General features: G+C 61.5%; 15 protein-coding genes. 6 read left to right on the top strand and 9 right to left on the bottom strand.

What is annotated here, in order from left to right; all coding sequences use genetic code 11:
* The first annotated feature begins 3 nt into the window (after positions 1-3).
* Entirely contained in the window at positions 4-3,588 is a 3,585-nt protein-coding gene (gene smc / locus N675_RS05485; RefSeq protein WP_038038436.1) for a chromosome segregation protein SMC, read from the top strand.
* A 16-nt stretch (positions 3,589-3,604) separates the two neighbouring features.
* On the opposite strand, the gene N675_RS05480 is transcribed toward smc, so the two are convergent.
* The gene (locus tag N675_RS05480; RefSeq protein WP_038038435.1) at positions 3,605-4,447 is read right to left on the bottom strand and encodes a beta-keto acid cleavage family enzyme; all 843 of its coding nucleotides are present in this window, start codon (positions 4,445-4,447) and stop codon (positions 3,605-3,607) included.
* Positions 4,448-4,666: 219 nt separating this feature from the next.
* Between N675_RS05480 and N675_RS14280 the strand changes: the two genes are divergently transcribed.
* The 5 genes from N675_RS14280 (at position 4,667) to N675_RS05460 (ending at position 8,593) form a co-directional block, all read left to right on the top strand.
* Entirely contained in the window at positions 4,667-4,843 is a 177-nt protein-coding gene (locus tag N675_RS14280; RefSeq protein WP_156100825.1) for a hypothetical protein, read from the top strand.
* 465 nt (positions 4,844-5,308) lie between these two features.
* Positions 5,309-5,506 carry a hypothetical protein gene (locus N675_RS05475; RefSeq protein ID WP_038038434.1) on the top strand — a complete coding sequence of 66 codons (198 nt, stop codon included), beginning with the start codon at positions 5,309-5,311 and terminating at the stop codon, positions 5,504-5,506.
* A 14-nt stretch (positions 5,507-5,520) separates the two neighbouring features.
* Positions 5,521-6,585: a serine hydrolase domain-containing protein gene (locus tag N675_RS05470; protein WP_038038433.1), complete on the top strand. Its 1,065-nt coding sequence runs from the start codon at positions 5,521-5,523 to the stop codon at positions 6,583-6,585.
* A gap of 49 nt (positions 6,586-6,634) precedes the next feature.
* Complete coding sequence (locus N675_RS05465) at positions 6,635-7,354, top strand: DUF6391 domain-containing protein (protein WP_038038432.1); 720 nt, start codon at positions 6,635-6,637, stop codon at positions 7,352-7,354.
* A 54-nt stretch (positions 7,355-7,408) separates the two neighbouring features.
* Complete coding sequence (locus N675_RS05460; protein WP_038038430.1) at positions 7,409-8,593, top strand: diphosphate--fructose-6-phosphate 1-phosphotransferase; 1,185 nt, start codon at positions 7,409-7,411, stop codon at positions 8,591-8,593.
* Here N675_RS05460 and N675_RS05455 read toward each other — a convergent pair.
* The 8 genes from N675_RS05455 to N675_RS05420 all read right to left on the bottom strand — a co-directional run bounded on the left by N675_RS05455 (position 8,590) and on the right by N675_RS05420 (position 16,137).
* The gene (locus N675_RS05455; RefSeq protein ID WP_038038429.1) at positions 8,590-8,778 is read right to left on the bottom strand and encodes a hypothetical protein; all 189 of its coding nucleotides are present in this window, start codon (positions 8,776-8,778) and stop codon (positions 8,590-8,592) included. The genes N675_RS05460 and N675_RS05455 overlap by 4 nt on opposite strands.
* 32 nt (positions 8,779-8,810) lie before the next feature.
* On the bottom strand, positions 8,811-9,413 hold the full coding sequence (gene amaP / locus N675_RS05450) for an alkaline shock response membrane anchor protein AmaP (RefSeq protein WP_038038427.1): 603 nt from the start codon (positions 9,411-9,413) through the stop codon (positions 8,811-8,813).
* Positions 9,410-9,763, bottom strand: coding sequence for a hypothetical protein (locus tag N675_RS05445; protein ID WP_156100824.1), 354 nt, complete (start codon positions 9,761-9,763; stop codon positions 9,410-9,412). Before N675_RS05445 ends, amaP begins: the two co-directional genes overlap by 4 nt.
* Before the next feature lie 6 nt (positions 9,764-9,769).
* Complete coding sequence (locus N675_RS05440) at positions 9,770-10,315, bottom strand: Asp23/Gls24 family envelope stress response protein (RefSeq protein WP_231577945.1); 546 nt, start codon at positions 10,313-10,315, stop codon at positions 9,770-9,772.
* 218 nt (positions 10,316-10,533) lie between these two features.
* Positions 10,534-10,743 (bottom strand): CsbD family protein, encoded by a 210-nt coding sequence (locus N675_RS05435; protein ID WP_038038423.1) that lies wholly within the window; start codon positions 10,741-10,743, stop codon positions 10,534-10,536.
* Positions 10,744-11,452: 709 nt separating this feature from the next.
* Positions 11,453-13,348, bottom strand: coding sequence for an arylsulfotransferase family protein (locus N675_RS05430; protein WP_081886885.1), 1,896 nt, complete (start codon positions 13,346-13,348; stop codon positions 11,453-11,455).
* Positions 13,345-14,001, bottom strand: a complete 657-nt coding sequence (locus N675_RS05425; RefSeq protein ID WP_038038421.1) for a GtrA family protein — start codon at positions 13,999-14,001, stop codon at positions 13,345-13,347. Before N675_RS05425 ends, N675_RS05430 begins: the two co-directional genes overlap by 4 nt.
* Before the next feature lie 12 nt (positions 14,002-14,013).
* Positions 14,014-16,137: a glycosyltransferase family 39 protein gene (locus tag N675_RS05420; RefSeq protein WP_051914236.1), complete on the bottom strand. Its 2,124-nt coding sequence runs from the start codon at positions 16,135-16,137 to the stop codon at positions 14,014-14,016.
* Positions 16,138-16,373: the final 236 nt, after the last annotated feature.

Genomic DNA, 16,373 nt, shown 5'->3' with positions numbered 1-16,373 from the left:
CGCGTGGGAGTACGCCTCAAGCGACTGGTCCTGCACGGGTTCAAGAGCTTTGCCGAGCCGGTTGAATTGGTCTTTGAGCCGGGAATTACCGCGATCGTTGGGCCAAACGGCTCGGGAAAGTCCAACATTGTCGAGGCCATTCGTTGGGTGCTCGGCGAACAAAGTCCGGCCTCCTGGCGAGGACGACGCAGCGATGACGTGATTTTCGCTGGCGGCCAGGGGCGGGCTGCACTTGGCATGGCCGAGGTAAGTTTGACACTTGAACAGGATGACCAGTCGCTCGGGCTGCCGTTTCCTGAGATCACCGTCACCCGTCGCGTCTTCCGTGATGGTGAGCAACAGTATCTGCTCAATGGCACTCGTGTTCGCTTGCGTGACATGCTGCGACTTGCTGCGGCACTCGGAGCAGAGCACGTCATCATCAACCAAGGGCAGGTTGAGGCAGTACTCCAGCAGCGCCCCAGCGAGCGACGCGCGTTGGTTGAGCACGCGGCTGGCTTAAGCGTCGTCCGGGCACGGCAGCAAGAGGCACTACGCGATTTAGCAGACGCTGAAGCGCACGCAGCCCGGCTCGATGACCTCCTGCGCGAGCTTGAACCTCACCTGGCGGCGCTTGCCCAGGCAGCGCAGGCAGCAGAAGAGGCCCGAGCGGCACGCCTTGCCCTCCACGATTGCCTTGAACAGCTCTACGCCTGGCGTTGGCACGAAGTGCAGCAGGCACTCGGCCAACAGACTGCCCGTCTTGTGGATTGCGAACAGGCACTTGCCGCCGCCCAAGCCCAACTGGCCCAGGCAGTCGCCGCTGAGCAGGCCACCCAAGCAGCGGTCCAGGATGCTGAGCACGCAGTTGCCTGCGCGACACAAGCCGCCCAAGCGCAAGCCGAACGGGTGCGGCAACTCCAGCACGAGCATCAGCTTGCGCACGCTCAGGCACAGGCTGTAGCAGTCCGGCTTCATGATCTCACGCGGCAGCAACAGGCATTCAACCACGAAGCGACTGCACTGGAAGAGGAACTCGAGCGGCTTTCTGTGCGACTGCAGCACCTCCAGGCTGAGCGCCAGGCCCTCGAAGAAGAGATCGCCGCTCGCGAACGTCGCGTGGAGACAACCGCGCGTGAACGCAGTCAGTACCAGGCACAACTCCGCCAACTCCAGCATGAGGAGAGCGCGCTCGCTAGAGAACAAGCCGCGCTCGAGGCCACAATCGAGCAGCAGCAACGCACGCTTGCACAACTACGTGAGGAACATGCCCAGTTACACCAGCGTCTGCAAGCGCATGAAGCCGCGCTAGCTGCACATCGACAACAGGCACTGCAGGCTGAGCAAGAGCGTGACGCCGCCGCGGCCCGCGCTGAGCGCGCTACTGCAGCACAAGCAGCGGCTCGCGACCTTCTCGCTACACGCGAAGCCGAGCACACTACAGCACGCCGCCGCGTGCTCGAGATCGAACGCGCGTTAGCCAGCGTACTTGCACGGTTGGAAGCAATCGAACAAGCACGCGCACTCGACGCGACGCGCGCAATACAGACAGTGCTGCAGGCAGCGCAGGCCGGCACGCTTCACGGCATCTACGGAACGCTGAGTACACTCCTCGACGTGCCACCACGCTACGAGCGCGCAATCGAGGCAACACTCGGCGGGCGACTCTCCGACATCGTCGTCGCACGGTGGGCTGACGCTGAAGCCGCTGTAGCCTATCTCAAGCAGACACGAGCTGGTCGAGCAACCTTTCATCCTCTCGACACAATCCGATCATCGACGAGTAGTCTTTCGCCGCTCTTGCTCCGTGAAACGGGCGTGCACGGCATCGCGGCTCACCTTGTCACGTGTGAGCCAGCTGTGCTGCCAGTAGTACAGCTGCTACTTGGCCGAGTGCTGGTCGTCGACAACCTACCAGTAGCCCACCGCCTTCTCGCCCTGCTCCCAGCTGGCTGGACAATGGTGACTTTGGACGGTGATGTGGTACGGAGCAGCGGCAGTGTTACTGGCGGTGCAGCGCGGCGTGAGCGCGGGGTGCTCGCACTCGAACGTGAGCGCCGTGAATGCGAGGCAGCGCGAACGCGGCTCCAAGCCGAGCTTGAAGAAGCCCAAGGTCAGGAGCAAGCCGCCTCCCAGGCGGTGCGCGCTGCGCAGCAAACCCTTGAGCAAGCACGGCGTGCAGCCGATGCTGAAGCGGCAGCCTTGCGCCAGGCTCAACTCGCCGTCGAGCGCGCCCAACAGGAGATCCGTGCTGCCGAAGCAGCACTCGCCCATGATGCCGAGCGGCTTCGCCAGCTGGAACAAGCACTTCACCAGGCTGCTGAGGCCCACGCAATGGCAACAGCACAGCTTGCTTCTGTGTCAACAGCGCTTGCGGAACGTAGCGCCGCCCGGCAACAACTTGAGGCTCAGCTGGCAGCCAGTGATGATGCCGAAGAACGCGCAGCCTTGGCTGCAGCCCAGCGACGACTCGCGGCGTTGACGAGCGCCCTCAATGAAGTCCGGTCGCAGTACGACACCCAGAGCCGACAGCGAGCGCGCGTGCAAGAGCGGCAAGCCGCTCTGGTCGCAGAACGCGAGCAACTGGAGCACGAACAGGCGAAGGCGCTGCAGACTGTGGAGCGCTTGGCGCACGCACTTGCCGAGGCTGAGCGACTCGCTCACGAGGCCCGCGCAGCCCAAATGGCTGCTGAAGAGCGGCTTGCGACAGCCCGAGCGCAAGCGCATGTGCGCGCGAGCGAGCGAGTGGCGGCTGAGCGAGCTGTGGCAGCGGCACAGGCCGCGCTGGAACGTCAGCACGCTGCACTGGAACGAACTCGGGATGCAGCTCGGCACCTGCTTGAACAAGCCACCCTCGAACTCGATGAGCCGGCTGGTACCGAACGGGCGGACATCGAAGCGCGACTTCAGGCCCGCGCTGCGAGCCTGCCCGCGGCACTCGACAGCCGCATGCTTGAACACCAAGCCCGTCACCTCCGCGCCCGCTGGCAACGCCTGCGCCATGCTGAAAGTGAGGCTGCAATTGTCCAGTACCAAGCAGAGAAAGCGCGATACGATCGACTCCGCCGTGAACTGAACGATGTCCGCCAAGCGGCTCAGACGATCCGCGAGACGCTGCGTACGCTCGATCAGCAAATTGCACAGGCGTATCGCCGTACAGTCCGCGCACTTGATCAGGCATTCCGCCAGGCATGTCGTGAGCTGTTCGGCGGCGGCACTGCTCGCCTCATTGACCAGGAGGGGGAGCAAGGGGGCATCGATCTCATCGTCCAACCACCAGGCAAGAAGGTGCGCAGTTTGAGTGCGCTCTCTGGCGGAGAGCGGGCGCTGGCAGCGCTGGCGCTACTCGTCGCAATGCTCCGCGTCCACCCTACCCCCTTCTGCGTCTTCGACGAAGTTGATGCCGCGCTGGACGAGGCCAACGCTGGGCGCGTCAGCTCCTTGCTGCAGCACCTCGCCCAGCAAACGCAACTCATTATCGTCACACACAACCGGGTGACGATTGAGGCTGCGACCATCCTTTACGGTGTTACGATGGGGAGTGACGGGGCCAGCCGCGTTCTCTCACTCCGCCTCCCTACCGACCAGGCAACCAACGCTGCCGATTGAGCACGCTCCTACCACATTACGAGGACAGGATATCCGGCTGCGGCGTAAGCTGGAGCAACGCACGGACATCTGCCGGACTGGCAATCTCCCGGCCACACTCGCGAGCAATACGGACAAGCCGAGCCACAAGTTGCGCATTGCTCTCAGCGAGAACGCGGTAGTGATAGTAGACGTTGTCTTCGAGACCGGTGCGGACATGCCCGCCCATCGCGAGGGCAATGAGATTCATCGGAAGCTGGTGACGGCCGATGGCGCAAACCGACCAGTGGGCACCGGGTGGTAGCTGACGCACCATATGGACGAGCTGGTCAGCCGTGGCTGGTGCACCACCCCGGACGCCAAGCACAAGCTGGAACCAAAACGGTGGCTGGATAAGCCCTCGGTCGATGAGACGACGCGCATTTTCGATGTGGCCGGTGTCGAAGCACTCGATTTCCGGCTTGACGCCATAGGTAAGCATTTCCTGGGCAAGGCGCTCGAGGAACTGCGGCGAATTGACGAAGACACGGTCGTTAAAGTTGAGCGAACCCGCATCGAACGAGGCGATCTCTGGCCGAAGGCGCACCGGCGCAAGACGTTCCTCCTCACTTGCCTGACCAGCACCTCCGCCAGTCGTGAAGTTGAGGACGACATCGCACCCCTGAGCGCGGACAAGCTCACGAACACGAGCGTACCGCTGTGGATCGGAGGTTGGCCGGCCTTCATCGTCGCGCACGTGAATATGGGCGATTGCCGCGCCTTCACGCCAGCTATCGACGACGTGCTGCGCGATCTCCTCTGGTGTTAGCGGGACATAGGGCGTGTGCTGGCGTGTCGTCCAGCTGCCTGTTACGGCAACAGAGATGATCACCTTGTCCATCGTGCACTCCCCTCGACACGATATGCCGCGCGAATCCACCCTCCGGCGTATTATCGCGGGAAGCCGCAGTGAGCAAAAGCCAAGACGGGCTCCTGCCGCACCAGCGCTTTGATGCGCATGGATACAGAGCAAAACACTCTTGACGATATCGCGATATTGTGATATCGTAATAGCGAAAAGCGCGAGGCGCTTCGGTTCAGCGCCGGAAAGGATTCACCAATGTTCCGACTAGGAGCGCTGCTTCGCCGTTTGAGTGGCAACTCTGCCGATTCGCTCTTTGAAGAGTACTACAGCGCCGTCGTCAGCCGCGCTGGCAGCGGGGCCCCGAGTGCTCGGGAGGCCCGGCGAGACTTCGAGGCTGTCAGGCGCGTGCTGACCCGCACGGTGTGGTACTAAGCCCTCCATCTCCAGCAGAACCCATCTCCCTCACTCCGCGTCCGTCCGGGCGCGGAGCGTTCATGTTCAACGCAGTCGTGTCCTTCCACCCCAGCCGAATACAACTGCCCAGCGCATGATATGCCCTGTTCAGCCAGACCACTCCTCCATGTCAGCTCGGCACATCTGACAGGAATACCAGGCGAGACTGTCGATTTGTTTCGCGCTGCAGCACGCCTTGCACCGCAGCGAGGTGACTGCCATAATCCCGACAGCATGCTCAATGGTGTTGTGAGGACGGATGGTGAACAGCCAAGCCGCGGGCAATCCCGAGACACGCTTACCGCGAATCACCGCGTAACAAAGTTGCCAAGCGGCAATGCCGGCTCCCCATTTGATTCACGGCGCATCGTACGGTGGTACACTGACGAAATGCCCGGCGAGCATGCGGAAACGTGACAGCGGACAGATGAGGGATGATAGTCCATGACGGATCAGCACCTCCGTGACATTCTATCTCGCGGACTTTCAGCAGACGATCTTGGTCTGCCAGCGGACCATTTCGAGCGGCTCCTGGCAAACATCGCTGAGGCAATTCGCGCAGCGATTGCCGAGCATGAGCAGCGCGCCCATGCTCGAGCTCCAGAATTTGGCGAAGAAGAGCGCGTTGACGGCACACGCTAACCAGGAGCACGACCATGGCATCCCACCAGGCCAACGGCTTTGCCCAGGCACAGGCCCACATCGAGAAGGCGATCGAGCGCAGGGAGATCGACGGCGCTGGCTTGGCAGTCGTCCACGAAGGCCGGTTGGCCATCGAGTGGTACGCTGGCGAGGCCGCACCAGGCGTGCCAAGCAGCAGCCGGGTGCTTTGGCCGCTTGCTGCCATCTCGAAACTCTACACCGCAGCGACGATCATGGCACTGGTCGAGCGGGGAACATTGACACTCAGCTTGCCAGTCTGCTCGTTGCTCCCAGAACTCGCTGGTGAAGGACGTGAGGCAATCACCCTGCGCCATCTGCTCACCCATACCAGCGGACTGCTCTATGAACCACCTGACATGGAAGCGCTCCTGCTCGCCCAGCAGCCGCTCGACGAACTTGTCGATGCGGCGTTCACCTCCCCACTGCAGTTCCCCCCAGGCAGCCAGTTCGCCTACAGCGACCTCGGCTACGCTGTCGCCGGGCTTGTGGCCGAAGCTGCAACCGGGCAACGCTTTCCGACACTGCTCCGTGAACTCATCCTCGAACCAGCTGGCCTGCGCGAAACGTTCTTCCCACTGCCGCCCGAGGCAGCACCACGGCTTGCACGCGTCGTTGGGGCGCTTGGTGAGGGAACACCCGGGCATATGTATGGCGCGAGCTATGGCTTACGCCTTGGTCATCCCGCCTGGGGTGTCGTCGCGACATTGCCTGACCTTGTCCGCTTTGGCCTACTCTTCACGCCCGAAGCGAGCAGTCGGGTTCTCTCGGCCGCGACCATCTGCACAATGACCACCGACCAGGTACGGCGATTCTTCCGCCCTGACTTGCCATCGTGGGGGCTCGGGTTCGCCATTGGGCAAGGCAGCTTCGGCGAAGGCGATTTGTTCTCGTCAGAGAGCTTTGGCCTAAGTGGCGCAACGGGCTGCGCGTTGTGGTATGACCCACGCGCACGTGTCCTCATCGCCTTTGTCTCCAACCGCCATATGAACGCTGATCGCCTGGTTTTCACACGGCGCCTGAGCGCTGTCCTCAACACGGTCATGGCCGCCTTCAGCTAAACGCAAGTGGCATACTTGCCGCTGGACGCATCGCTCGAAGGGGTAGCGCATGATCGGGTTGATGGTACTCTTCCTCGCCGCTTTCTTGATTGCCGGATTCCTCTTTCTCACTGTTACTGTGGGCATGACCCTGAGCGCGCTTGTCACCCTTGTAACCGCGCCGGGACAACTCTGGCGATTGTTACGCGATCGCCAGTTGCGACAGAACCACGCGCTCGAACACGCCACGATCAACGTACTCGAAGAGCGCTTTGGTCCGTCACAATTGACCGGGTTGGCTCGCCATGACGGCTTCTATATCCGTGGTGCTGTCTCCCCAGCGCTCGTGCTTGACGCAGCGCATGAAGCATTGCAGCGGCTCCAAGCCGGTGAGCGCCGCCTGGCGATTCATCCTCGATGCGGCACGACGTTACTGGCCTCGCAGCTCGTCCTCGCTGTCACGTTTCTGGCCGTTCTCATCATCCTGCACACCCTCAGTATCTGGCCATTTCTTGCCGGACTGCTTGCGGCGATTGTTCTGGGGCCACGGCTCAGCCCCTTCCTCCAGCGCTGGATCACGACCGATGCCCACGTTGACCAACTGACCATTGAAGGCATTGCGTTGCGGAGTGGCCTCGGCTTCGGCTGGACAAGCCTGCTGGTCCCCACACTTTTCGTACGCACAACGACCAAGCCCCTGCGCTTCCAGCAGCCGGCCGACGAAGCCGATATTGTCATCATCACACCGAACCGCGACGTCATCATCGGCGGGCGCTACCGCGTGCATTAGCGCGACAGGATTCCTCCGGCCGGTTACAATCTTCCCTGGCGAGCAGGGGGAGGTATGAGCCGGCCGGTTTTAGTACTTGCGCAGGGGGGCGGAGCAACCGCTGTTATCAACAGCAGTCTGATTGGTGCAGTCGAGGCCGCCCTTAGCAGCCGCCACTTCGCTGCTATACTTGGCGCACGTTACGGCATTGAAGGTGTTCTCCGACAGGATTTCGTCGACTTGAGCGCACAACCTCCAGAGATTCGTCAGGCAGTTGCGCACACTCCTTCGGCAGCACTTGGCACCACCCGCGTACGCCTCTCACCAGAAATGGCTGACATCGCCGTGAGCATCCTGCAGCGTCATCACGTGAGCGCCTTTATCTACATCGGCGGCAATGACTCGGCTGAGACTGCCCTGCGGCTTGCCCGAGCCGCTGAGCGTGCGCACTATCCCCTGCAGGTCGTCGTCGTACCGAAGACCATCGATAACGATCTGCCGGAGACCGACCATTGTCCTGGATATGGCTCCGTGGCACGGTTCTGGGCCTATGCTGCGCGCGACGCCGGGTTGGACACCGCTGCCACGGCCGCGCTCTTCCCCGTCAAACTACTAGAAGTGATGGGGCGGAATGCTGGCTGGATCGCTGCCGCCACCGCCCTGGGCCAAACCACGCCAGACGATCCACCACATCTGATCTTCTTCCCCGAGCGACCACCGCAGAGCCTTGAGGACGCTGTTACTGCCATCCAGCAAGTGCACGCGCAGTATGGTATGGCCGTCGTCGTCGTGCCCGAGACATTACGCGATGCAACCGGCCGACCACTTGGCGGAGCCGAGACGCGCTGGGTCGATCCGTTCGGTCACCCCTATCACCCGAGCCCGGCAGCTGCCCTCGCTCGGGCGGTCGAAACCAAACTGGGACTTCGTGCACGCATCGACCAACCAGGAACCATCGCCCGTATGCTCTCGCTTGCTGTTTCCTCCGTTGACTGGCAGGAAGCCTGGACAGCGGGGGCACATGCCGTGCGCCTGCTAACGGAAGGCGCAACCGAGGTCATGGTAACGCTGAAGCGCATCGCGAATGAGCCGTACACTGTCAGCTTTGGTGCCGTACCGCTTAGTCGTGTGGCTGGGCGTGAGCGGCAACTCCCTGACGCGTTCATCAGTGAAGACGGGCACCGCATCACCCCAGCCTTCCGTCACTACGCCTTGCCGCTGATCGGCGAGCCTCCACCGCCACCTGGCCGATTCATCTAACGATATCGGCGTCCACCGAGCAGCACCTGCGCGCCAAGCGCGATGCCGCCGAGCACACAGCCAATTCCAACTAGCCAGGATAGCAGTCGGGGATTGTTCATAATCAACAGGCCAAGGATGATCAAGAGCGCGGCGAGCACAATGACTAAGATCGGTCGCTCCAGGAGTTCATCGAGATGTAGCATACGTCATTCCTTCCCTGCCACTCTCCACGCGCTTACGCCCGTTGCTGGGCTGGAGTAGAAGGCCGGACGACGGTCGTCTCAATATCGAGCCGCGCTAAGGCTTGGCCCAGCAGATCCTTGACCGCTTCGCGCACCTGTTGCTGCACTGCAGCGGCCATCTCGGGCAGCGAATAATCAGGCCAGATTGCCAGGTTGCAGTGCACGACCAAGCCTTCACCCTTAGCCTGCACCCTGGCTGATGCCCGACGCACTCCAGGGACCCGGGCCGCTTCATGCTCAACCAGCACGCGGAGACTATCCTGGGAAATAGTCACCCGCCCCTGTGGATCTTCAAAGAGCGCAATCGGACGCGGCCGCCGCAGTCCGCGTAGTTCAAGCACCAGCACAATCACCCCGAGGACAACGCCGATTGCGCCGACAATGAGCAGCTTACTGGCAATACCGAGCGCCGCGGGCAAGGCAGCTGCAAGACACGGCGAGAATGGACTGAACAGAGTCACAAGATGCCCGATCCCGAGTGTCGTCAATACCTGTGTTCCTACACTGGCAGCGAGTGCGCCGAGCAACCCCAGCACACCGCCGACAACGAGAACCAGGCCAAGCAGCGTCATGATGATCCGATTGAAGACGTTCATCCTTGCCCCTCAGCCTCCAGATCGGTGATTACAACATCAATCGGCCGCACTGGCAGGGGTATCAGCAACTGCGCCACACCGTTGACCACCTCACGGACCTCGTCAGCTAGGCTGAAAAGAGAACGCGAAGGGTCGTAGCGAGCGACCAGTGCTACCGTGACCTGGACACGGTCAGGAAGGACAGTGACCGCAATACCATCTACCCGTTCACCTGGTCCATAGGTTGCAATCGGACTAAACTGACCAGCATCCAGGCGCACACAGCCAGGCAACAGCACGAGGGCCCCGGCGATCGCCTTCGCAAGCGCGATCGCCGGGTCGATCATTGGCGAGGAGTGCTCCGCCGCCATCGACACTCATGCACCTCGTGATTCAGCAGGCCGCGCAGCTTCCGCAGCAACATCCTCCGGGAAGAAGAGATCCGTAACTTCGATGTTGACTTCACGTACACTCAGACCGGTCAGTCCCTGAATGCGATTCATGATGTTGCGGCGGACAGCCTCAGCAACTTGTGGGATGCTGATGCCATATTCGACGACCATGCGGACGTCAATAACGGCCTCTTGTTCGCCGATATCGACGCGAACGCCAGCGGTGCGCACGTCGCCGGTCACGCGCTGCGTCAGGCCGGCAATCGCGCTGGCGGCGCTATGCGGAACAAGCTCGTGCACACCCGGAATTTCACGAGCGGCAATAGCAGCAATTTTGGCCACGACCGTGTCAGCAATGGTTGTGCGGCCGTTCTCCGTGATGAGCTCGGTCGCCCGCGGGCGAGTAAGCGACGTGCTGCCTGATGTCATCGACGGTACTGAGCTAGCGACACGCTCAACTGCGCTACTCCCCGAACGCTCACCTACACTGCGCTCCTGCGTTGTCGGTCGCTCTGGCCTCTGCTCAACCATCGTCATTCCTCCACACCAACTTACCGCTTTCCCACTCTCTCGAAGGTTGATAAACCAAGAAAACCATAGTCTTTGGAGCGTGTGGTGCTCCCTAAACAGGAGCACCAGGGAATCATCACCATTCGGGAGCAGGAACCAGCTTACGAGAAGCGATCGTGACAGACATACGACGTGATCAGCGGCATGCGAGCAGCCCGGCGACGCAGCGTGACATACCCTTAACGATCGTGGAGTGTCTCGTCAACCTTATCTTTCAGGTCTTTCGCCTTGTCCTTAAGCTCGCCCTTGGCCTTCTCAGCCTTGCCCTCGAGTTGCTCGGCCTTGCCCTCAGCCTCAAGGTCAGGATTATCAGTCCACTCGCCAACCTTCTCCTTGATTTTGCCAGCGATCTCTTTCGCTGTTCCCGAGACTTTCTCTTCAGCACCCATCGGTTGTATCCCTTCACCTTCCTACGTCATGACACCTTTGTGCGCCGCTCGGTTCACGCATGCCGCAATAAGCCAGTCCCCATACTAGAGGTACGGAACGCCTGGATTGGTAGATCACCGACACGCCACGTCACAACGATCACGGCCATACTGGGCAGGACAACACGCCATGATTGCGCGCCTTGAGACACGGTCGTCACGCTTCAGGTTCCGGAACGACCAAGCAGGAGATCGCACAATCCGTCGCTCCCGTGCCACTACCAGAGCCGACGGTCGTTCGCGTCACTGGCATCATGTCAGTGAGCCACCTCATCCCGGCGTCCGCTTGCTACTTATGTCGGCTCCATGCAAGGTTGGATTCTGACAAGGAAAACGGTAGCAGGAAGCTCTTAGGAAATCAAGGCACACAACCACACGTGCCACAACGCACACACCGCACTGTTCACTTTCTGTTCATCTTTTTCTGCTCGGCACCCGAGGCTCCTTCGCTGCTGATGACGAAGAAAAGGGGCAAGGATGAAGGCCAATTCGACTCAGCCCTCAACCTGCCCCCAGTGAAGAGAGCGTGATCTGGCGCGTAGCCACACGTCAGCAGATGCCCCCACTCCCTACCCCCTCTGGGGAAGAGAGGGTTGGAGCACCTCAGCGGTTCCTCTTCTGCCCGGTCCTGATCGGCGCACGAGAGCAACTGAGACAAAGAGCTTTCGAGCTAACTACCCCCAACAGGCGGCGCGGCAACGACGGCCGATTGTGCAAGGACCTGCCCTTTCGCATCAAGCGCACGAACAGCGATCCAGGGCTGGGCAGTATGCGCGGTGATCGCTGTCTCGAATCCTTGCTTGGGAGCCTCACTCACCGGACTGAGTTCTTCCGGCGATGGCCCAGCCACGACCTGCCAGCGCGCTACCGTCGTCGCCCCGTTCCAGCTAGCGTAGACCGTCACCGCGTCTCCTTCACCACGCTCAACAGCGAGGACGGGCGGGTCAGCCGGCTGCGCGTTCCAGATAGAACGAAACGCACGGTACGATGCATTCTGGTCAGGCAAACGGCCATCAAGCACGAGCGTGCCATCGGCCCGATGCTCACTGAAGTAAGGTGCACTTCCCCAACCAATTAACACATTGCCATTATCCAGGACCTGCATGCTCCCCTGACTCTCAGAAAAAACCTTGTCAGGATGCGTGTACTGCCGCACAAGGCTCACCTGCTTGCGCCCCGTGTCCAGCTTGAGCACGATCCCGCGCGACTGGTCATGCACTTTCGTGTCGTTGTTGGCTCCACCATTATCAAAAATGGTCAATGTCCCATCACGGTGCCAACGGATATGGTGTTGATAAGCCGTCTGAACACCTTGACCAAGGGTAAAGCTACTGCGTTTCCCACCAAGTCGCCAGATGACCGCGCCAGTCTTGCGGTCAATCTTGTAGATGGACCAGGTGTAGCGGGCCGAGACGAGCAACGTGTTGTCGCTGAGATCGATATCAACAGCATTGATGTGGAAGAAGTCGTAATGGTTGTTCGGATCCTGTGGCGCAGCAACGTAGCTTTCGTCAAAGCTGACATGGTCGAGCGCATGCCACTCAAAGAGTACTCGCCCAGTGACAATGTCAAGCTCTTGGATCACGCCGTCGACCGCAATTCCCTGGGCAGAACCGCCTGCCGCCGAAAGATCCCACTGCACCGGCTGGTAAATAACGAAGAGCGCCGTGTTCTGCGGGGTGACCTGGAACTCATGGAAATCGCCCGCATAGCCATTGCCTGCCGAAATCTCAACGATTGGGCGATACGCCGTGTCGCGAAGGACGTAGCGCCCGCGACCATAGCCAACGACATGCTGGCCCTCCCACCAGGCAAGCACCGGCTTCCCCTGGTAGGTTTGAATACTGACGTTCTCGATGAATTGGTCGTCGCCCGAAACGGGGAAGAAGCCGACCAGCTCACCTTGCTCGTCTAACACCATCGCGCCACGCTGGCCATACCCTTGGACGCCATCTCCTCCTTTAACGCCAAGGAAGATCAGACCAGGAGCTGTGTTGCCGCTGCGCGTGACCGTGACACGCGGGGGCAGAAGGTCGGGACGCGAGCGGAAATGCCACACGTACTGCGGGTCATCAACAAGTTGCCCAGGCCCGGCTGGTTGGACAGCAACCGGTGTAGCAACCGTAAACTGGAACGATCGGGGTTGGCCGGCGACCTCAATTGCAACGCTCACGTGTTCACCTGGCGTAAATGGCGAACTGGGGACAAAACTCGCCCCAGCGTTGTCGCTGTGTGGCACAAGCGTGCCAAGATGCCCGCCACTCTGGCTGCCCGTGACACTGACAGCAGCAATCGCATCGGGAGTAACACCACGAATCGTAATCTCCGTCTGCGGCATCGCGGTGGCACTGTTCGGCAGCGGGAAAACGGCGAGGCCGGGAATCGCCGGAGTCTCTACCACAGCCGATGCTTCACCGGCCGCGGTGACACGTGCTGTTGGCGACATAACAGCGGCCGGGACTGGCGTCCCGGCCGTGCGACGCACTCCACATGCAGCGAAGAGAGTTGCTCCACTGGTCACAGCAGCGGCATGTAAAAGCGCACGCCGCGTCATTGTCCGCATCATCGTCCCCCTTTCCGTTGCGGCAACGGCCGAGTGCTTACGCGGGCTGGGGCAGGGGCCAGCGGCGCAAACACCAGGCGATCGCCGCCCAAAAAGTTCACCAACGCAGCTACTGCAATGCCGAGCGCCGCCGCCACAAGGTGGGGCAGCACCCGATCAGCAGCCCAAAAGACCAAGAAGTTGAGGCACGCGGTTCCGGCAATCATTGTGTGGAAGGCGAGCCAGCGTGCCACAAGCCCCGAGCCTGTGAGTCTCCGGTCGCGCCAGGTGAACCACTGACTGAGGGCGAAGTTGATTTGGGCAGCGGAGAGGAAAGCCACCAGATCGGCAAGGAACGGATGCAGCCCAGCTCGGGTCAGCCCGGCCAGCAGTCCGAGCTGGACGCTCCCGGCCACCCCACCAACGATGGCAAACCGAAGTAGTCGATCCACAACCGGTCTTTGCCACACCCCTGCCATAGCGTGGCGCACCCGCGGCTGTGCCGATACCACCAGCCGCAGCAACGGCCGGTGGGCAGTCCCGGCCGCTTGCCACAGCCGCAGTACGGCATCAGGCCCAGCGTGCATCGGCGCAGATCGCGGAATGCGGTTCATTGGAATGCTCTCCTTTTCGTCAAGGTGAGCAGCGGGCAACAGGCGTGACGTTCGAGGTGCCATCACGACCCTCCATCAACCCAGGGTTGAGTTGCTGATTGCGCTAAGCGGCTGGGTGAGATCGTAGACAGTGACACCGCCAACAGTGGTTGAGGCAAAGTGCTCAGCGACCCATGTGGCAATCTCGCGTGCCGTACCACTACGTCCACCTGGGCCACCGAACCCACCACTGGCCAGGAAGTAGTGGATCTTACCCTGTGCAACGAGTTGCTGGAACTCAACCAGCGTCGGGGCAGGATCGGTGCCATTGAAGCCGCCGATGGCCATGATCGGCTCGCCTGTCGCAAGCTCGACACCAGCCGCGTTGTTCGCCCCAACGGTCGCCGCGACCCAGGTATAGCGATCAGCATCGTGCCGAAGCAGATTCACAAGCTCACTCGAGGGAGTGCGTGCATCAAGCAGACCACCCAGTCCGCCGCCAAACCCGCCGGGGTTCCCCATGCCAGCGGGAGGCATGCCTGGCTGGCCAAACCCACCGAAGGTATTGCCGTCGGCCTGTCCAAATCGGCCAAACTGCCCGAAGGCACGGTTTGTTCCTGAGCCAAACTGGCCGTTATTACCGGCAAAGCCTCGCACGTTGGCTTGGCCATTAAACCGGCCAACGTTGCCCTGACCAGGCCCACCGCGGAAGGCAGCCTGCGTCGGCCCAGCTGAGGGCAATGCGCCGGTATGGGGCGTCGCCGCAGTTACAACGGAGTAGGCGGTTGGGCCTGCTAGTGCTACTGCTAGTGCAACCGCAGCCGTGCCAACCGCAAGCGCACGAGGGAGCCGCGGCGTTGCCAGCAACAACCCAACTGCAGCTACAACCCCGCCCCAGAGCACAGCAACGCGCAGCCACGGCAACCAGGCGGGCGTTCGCCCGAGCAGCGTTGCTGCCCACCAAGCCGTCACCCCGATACCAGCAGCAAGCGTGAGCCGAGCAAGCCAGTGGCTGCGTGCCCGCCAGAGCACTGCTGCACCGCTCGCCGCCAACGCGGCCACGGCCGGAGCCAGCGCCACGTTGTAGTACGGGTGGATGATGCCTTGACCAAAACTAAAGACCGCACCGGTCACGAGCAGCCAGCCGCCCCAGAGCATCGCCATCGCCCGGACGCGGTCAGTGCGCGGCGCTCGCCAGCTGACAACTGCGAGGACTACCAGCCCGAGCAATGCCGCAGGCAGCAGCCAAGAGATCTGTCCGCCCATTTCCTGATTAAAGAGGCGGGTGATACCAGTCGGTCCCCAAGCGCCTGGCCCCGGCTGCCCTCGGCCGACAACACTGCCAGCCTCTTGCCCGGTCAGGCGACCAAAGCCGTTGTATCCGAAGATCAGGTTCAGCAGGTCATTATTCTGCGATCCACCAATGTACGGCCGCCATGAGGCCGGTACCAGCTCGACAATCGCCACCCACCAGCCACCAGCGACCAGTCCAGCCACAGCGGCCAGTGCCAACTGGCGTATCCGTGTCCAGAATGGTCGCGGCGCTGCGATGAGATACGCGAGCGCAATACCCGGCACCACTAAGAATGCCTGGAGCATCTTCGTCAGGAAGCCAAGGCCAATGAGCACCGCTGCGAGCACAATCCAGCGCGTGCGGCCATCTTCAAGGCCACGCATCGTGGCATAGGCCGCAGCGACAAGCAGCAAGGTCAGCAACGCATCAGGGTTATTGAAACGGAACATCAGGACGGCAACCGGTGTCAGCGCGAGCATCGCCCCGGCCAGTAGCCCAGCAACGGGCCCAAACCAGCGACGCACGGCCGCCGTCAACAACCCAACGGCCGCCACACCCTCCAGCGCCTCTGGCACCAGGATGCTCCAGGAACTGACGCCGAAGAGCCGTGCTGACAGATCCATGACCCAGAGGGCGAGCGGCGGCTTGTCAACCGTGATGAAGTTAGATGGATCAAAAGAGCCGAAGAAGAATGCCTTCCAGCTCTTCGTTGCTGCCATGACTGCAGCAGAATAGTAGGCGTTTGCCCACCCCGAAGCACCCAGCCCCCAGAGATAGAGGACAGCCGTGGCGGCCAGAAGGAGAAGAAACGCTGGACGTACCCACCAGGCATCTTCACTGGCACGCACCCAGGTGCGCCGGCCAGTCAAGGTGGCTGGCAAGCGGAGTGACGCCGGATGTGCCGTATTCGACACTGAGGTATTCATTCTGTCCTCCACCAACCAAGACACTGTTCATAGTTGCGCTCTACCGTTGCTTGCTCCTCCGTGCGGGAGGGGAACGCCATGCAAACCGTTTTGCCTTTCCCCACTGTGATCAGGAGCCAAGTCCAACGCCTCATGGCACCCGCTTTGCCATGGTTGGCTGTACGCGCCCGGGTCGCGAGTCCAGCCAGCGGACATCCCACCGCACTGGTAGAGCGTGCTGGGTATCGTCCCCAGCA

It is taken from the genome of Thermorudis peleae (assembly GCF_000744775.1).
Taxonomy (GTDB): Bacteria; Chloroflexota; Chloroflexia; order Thermomicrobiales; family Thermomicrobiaceae; genus Thermorudis; species Thermorudis peleae.
The sequence above is the reverse complement of the archived record's forward strand: the minus strand, read 5'-3'. Positions and strand labels throughout refer to the sequence as shown.

What these genes read in the sequence shown, in the direction of transcription:
- N675_RS05480 (WP_038038435.1), bottom strand. Translation starts at nt 4,447, where the DNA reads ATGGACAAGGTGATCATCTCTGTTGCCGTAACAGGCAGCTGGACGACA.
- N675_RS14280 (WP_156100825.1), top strand. Translation starts at nt 4,667, where the DNA reads ATGTTCCGACTAGGAGCGCTGCTTCGCCGTTTGAGTGGCAACTCTGCC.
- N675_RS05475 (WP_038038434.1), top strand. Translation starts at nt 5,309, where the DNA reads ATGACGGATCAGCACCTCCGTGACATTCTATCTCGCGGACTTTCAGCA.
- N675_RS05470 (WP_038038433.1), top strand. Translation starts at nt 5,521, where the DNA reads ATGGCATCCCACCAGGCCAACGGCTTTGCCCAGGCACAGGCCCACATC.
- N675_RS05465 (WP_038038432.1), top strand. Translation starts at nt 6,635, where the DNA reads ATGATCGGGTTGATGGTACTCTTCCTCGCCGCTTTCTTGATTGCCGGA.
- N675_RS05460 (WP_038038430.1), top strand. Translation starts at nt 7,409, where the DNA reads ATGAGCCGGCCGGTTTTAGTACTTGCGCAGGGGGGCGGAGCAACCGCT.
- N675_RS05455 (WP_038038429.1), bottom strand. Translation starts at nt 8,778, where the DNA reads ATGCTACATCTCGATGAACTCCTGGAGCGACCGATCTTAGTCATTGTG.
- amaP (WP_038038427.1), bottom strand. Translation starts at nt 9,413, where the DNA reads ATGAACGTCTTCAATCGGATCATCATGACGCTGCTTGGCCTGGTTCTC.
- N675_RS05445 (WP_156100824.1), bottom strand. Translation starts at nt 9,763, where the DNA reads ATGGCGGCGGAGCACTCCTCGCCAATGATCGACCCGGCGATCGCGCTT.
- N675_RS05440 (WP_231577945.1), bottom strand. Translation starts at nt 10,315, where the DNA reads ATGGTTGAGCAGAGGCCAGAGCGACCGACAACGCAGGAGCGCAGTGTA.
- N675_RS05435 (WP_038038423.1), bottom strand. Translation starts at nt 10,743, where the DNA reads ATGGGTGCTGAAGAGAAAGTCTCGGGAACAGCGAAAGAGATCGCTGGC.
- N675_RS05430 (WP_081886885.1), bottom strand. Translation starts at nt 13,348, where the DNA reads ATGATGCGGACAATGACGCGGCGTGCGCTTTTACATGCCGCTGCTGTG.
- N675_RS05425 (WP_038038421.1), bottom strand. Translation starts at nt 14,001, where the DNA reads ATGGCACCTCGAACGTCACGCCTGTTGCCCGCTGCTCACCTTGACGAA.
- N675_RS05420 (WP_051914236.1), bottom strand. Translation starts at nt 16,137, where the DNA reads ATGAATACCTCAGTGTCGAATACGGCACATCCGGCGTCACTCCGCTTG.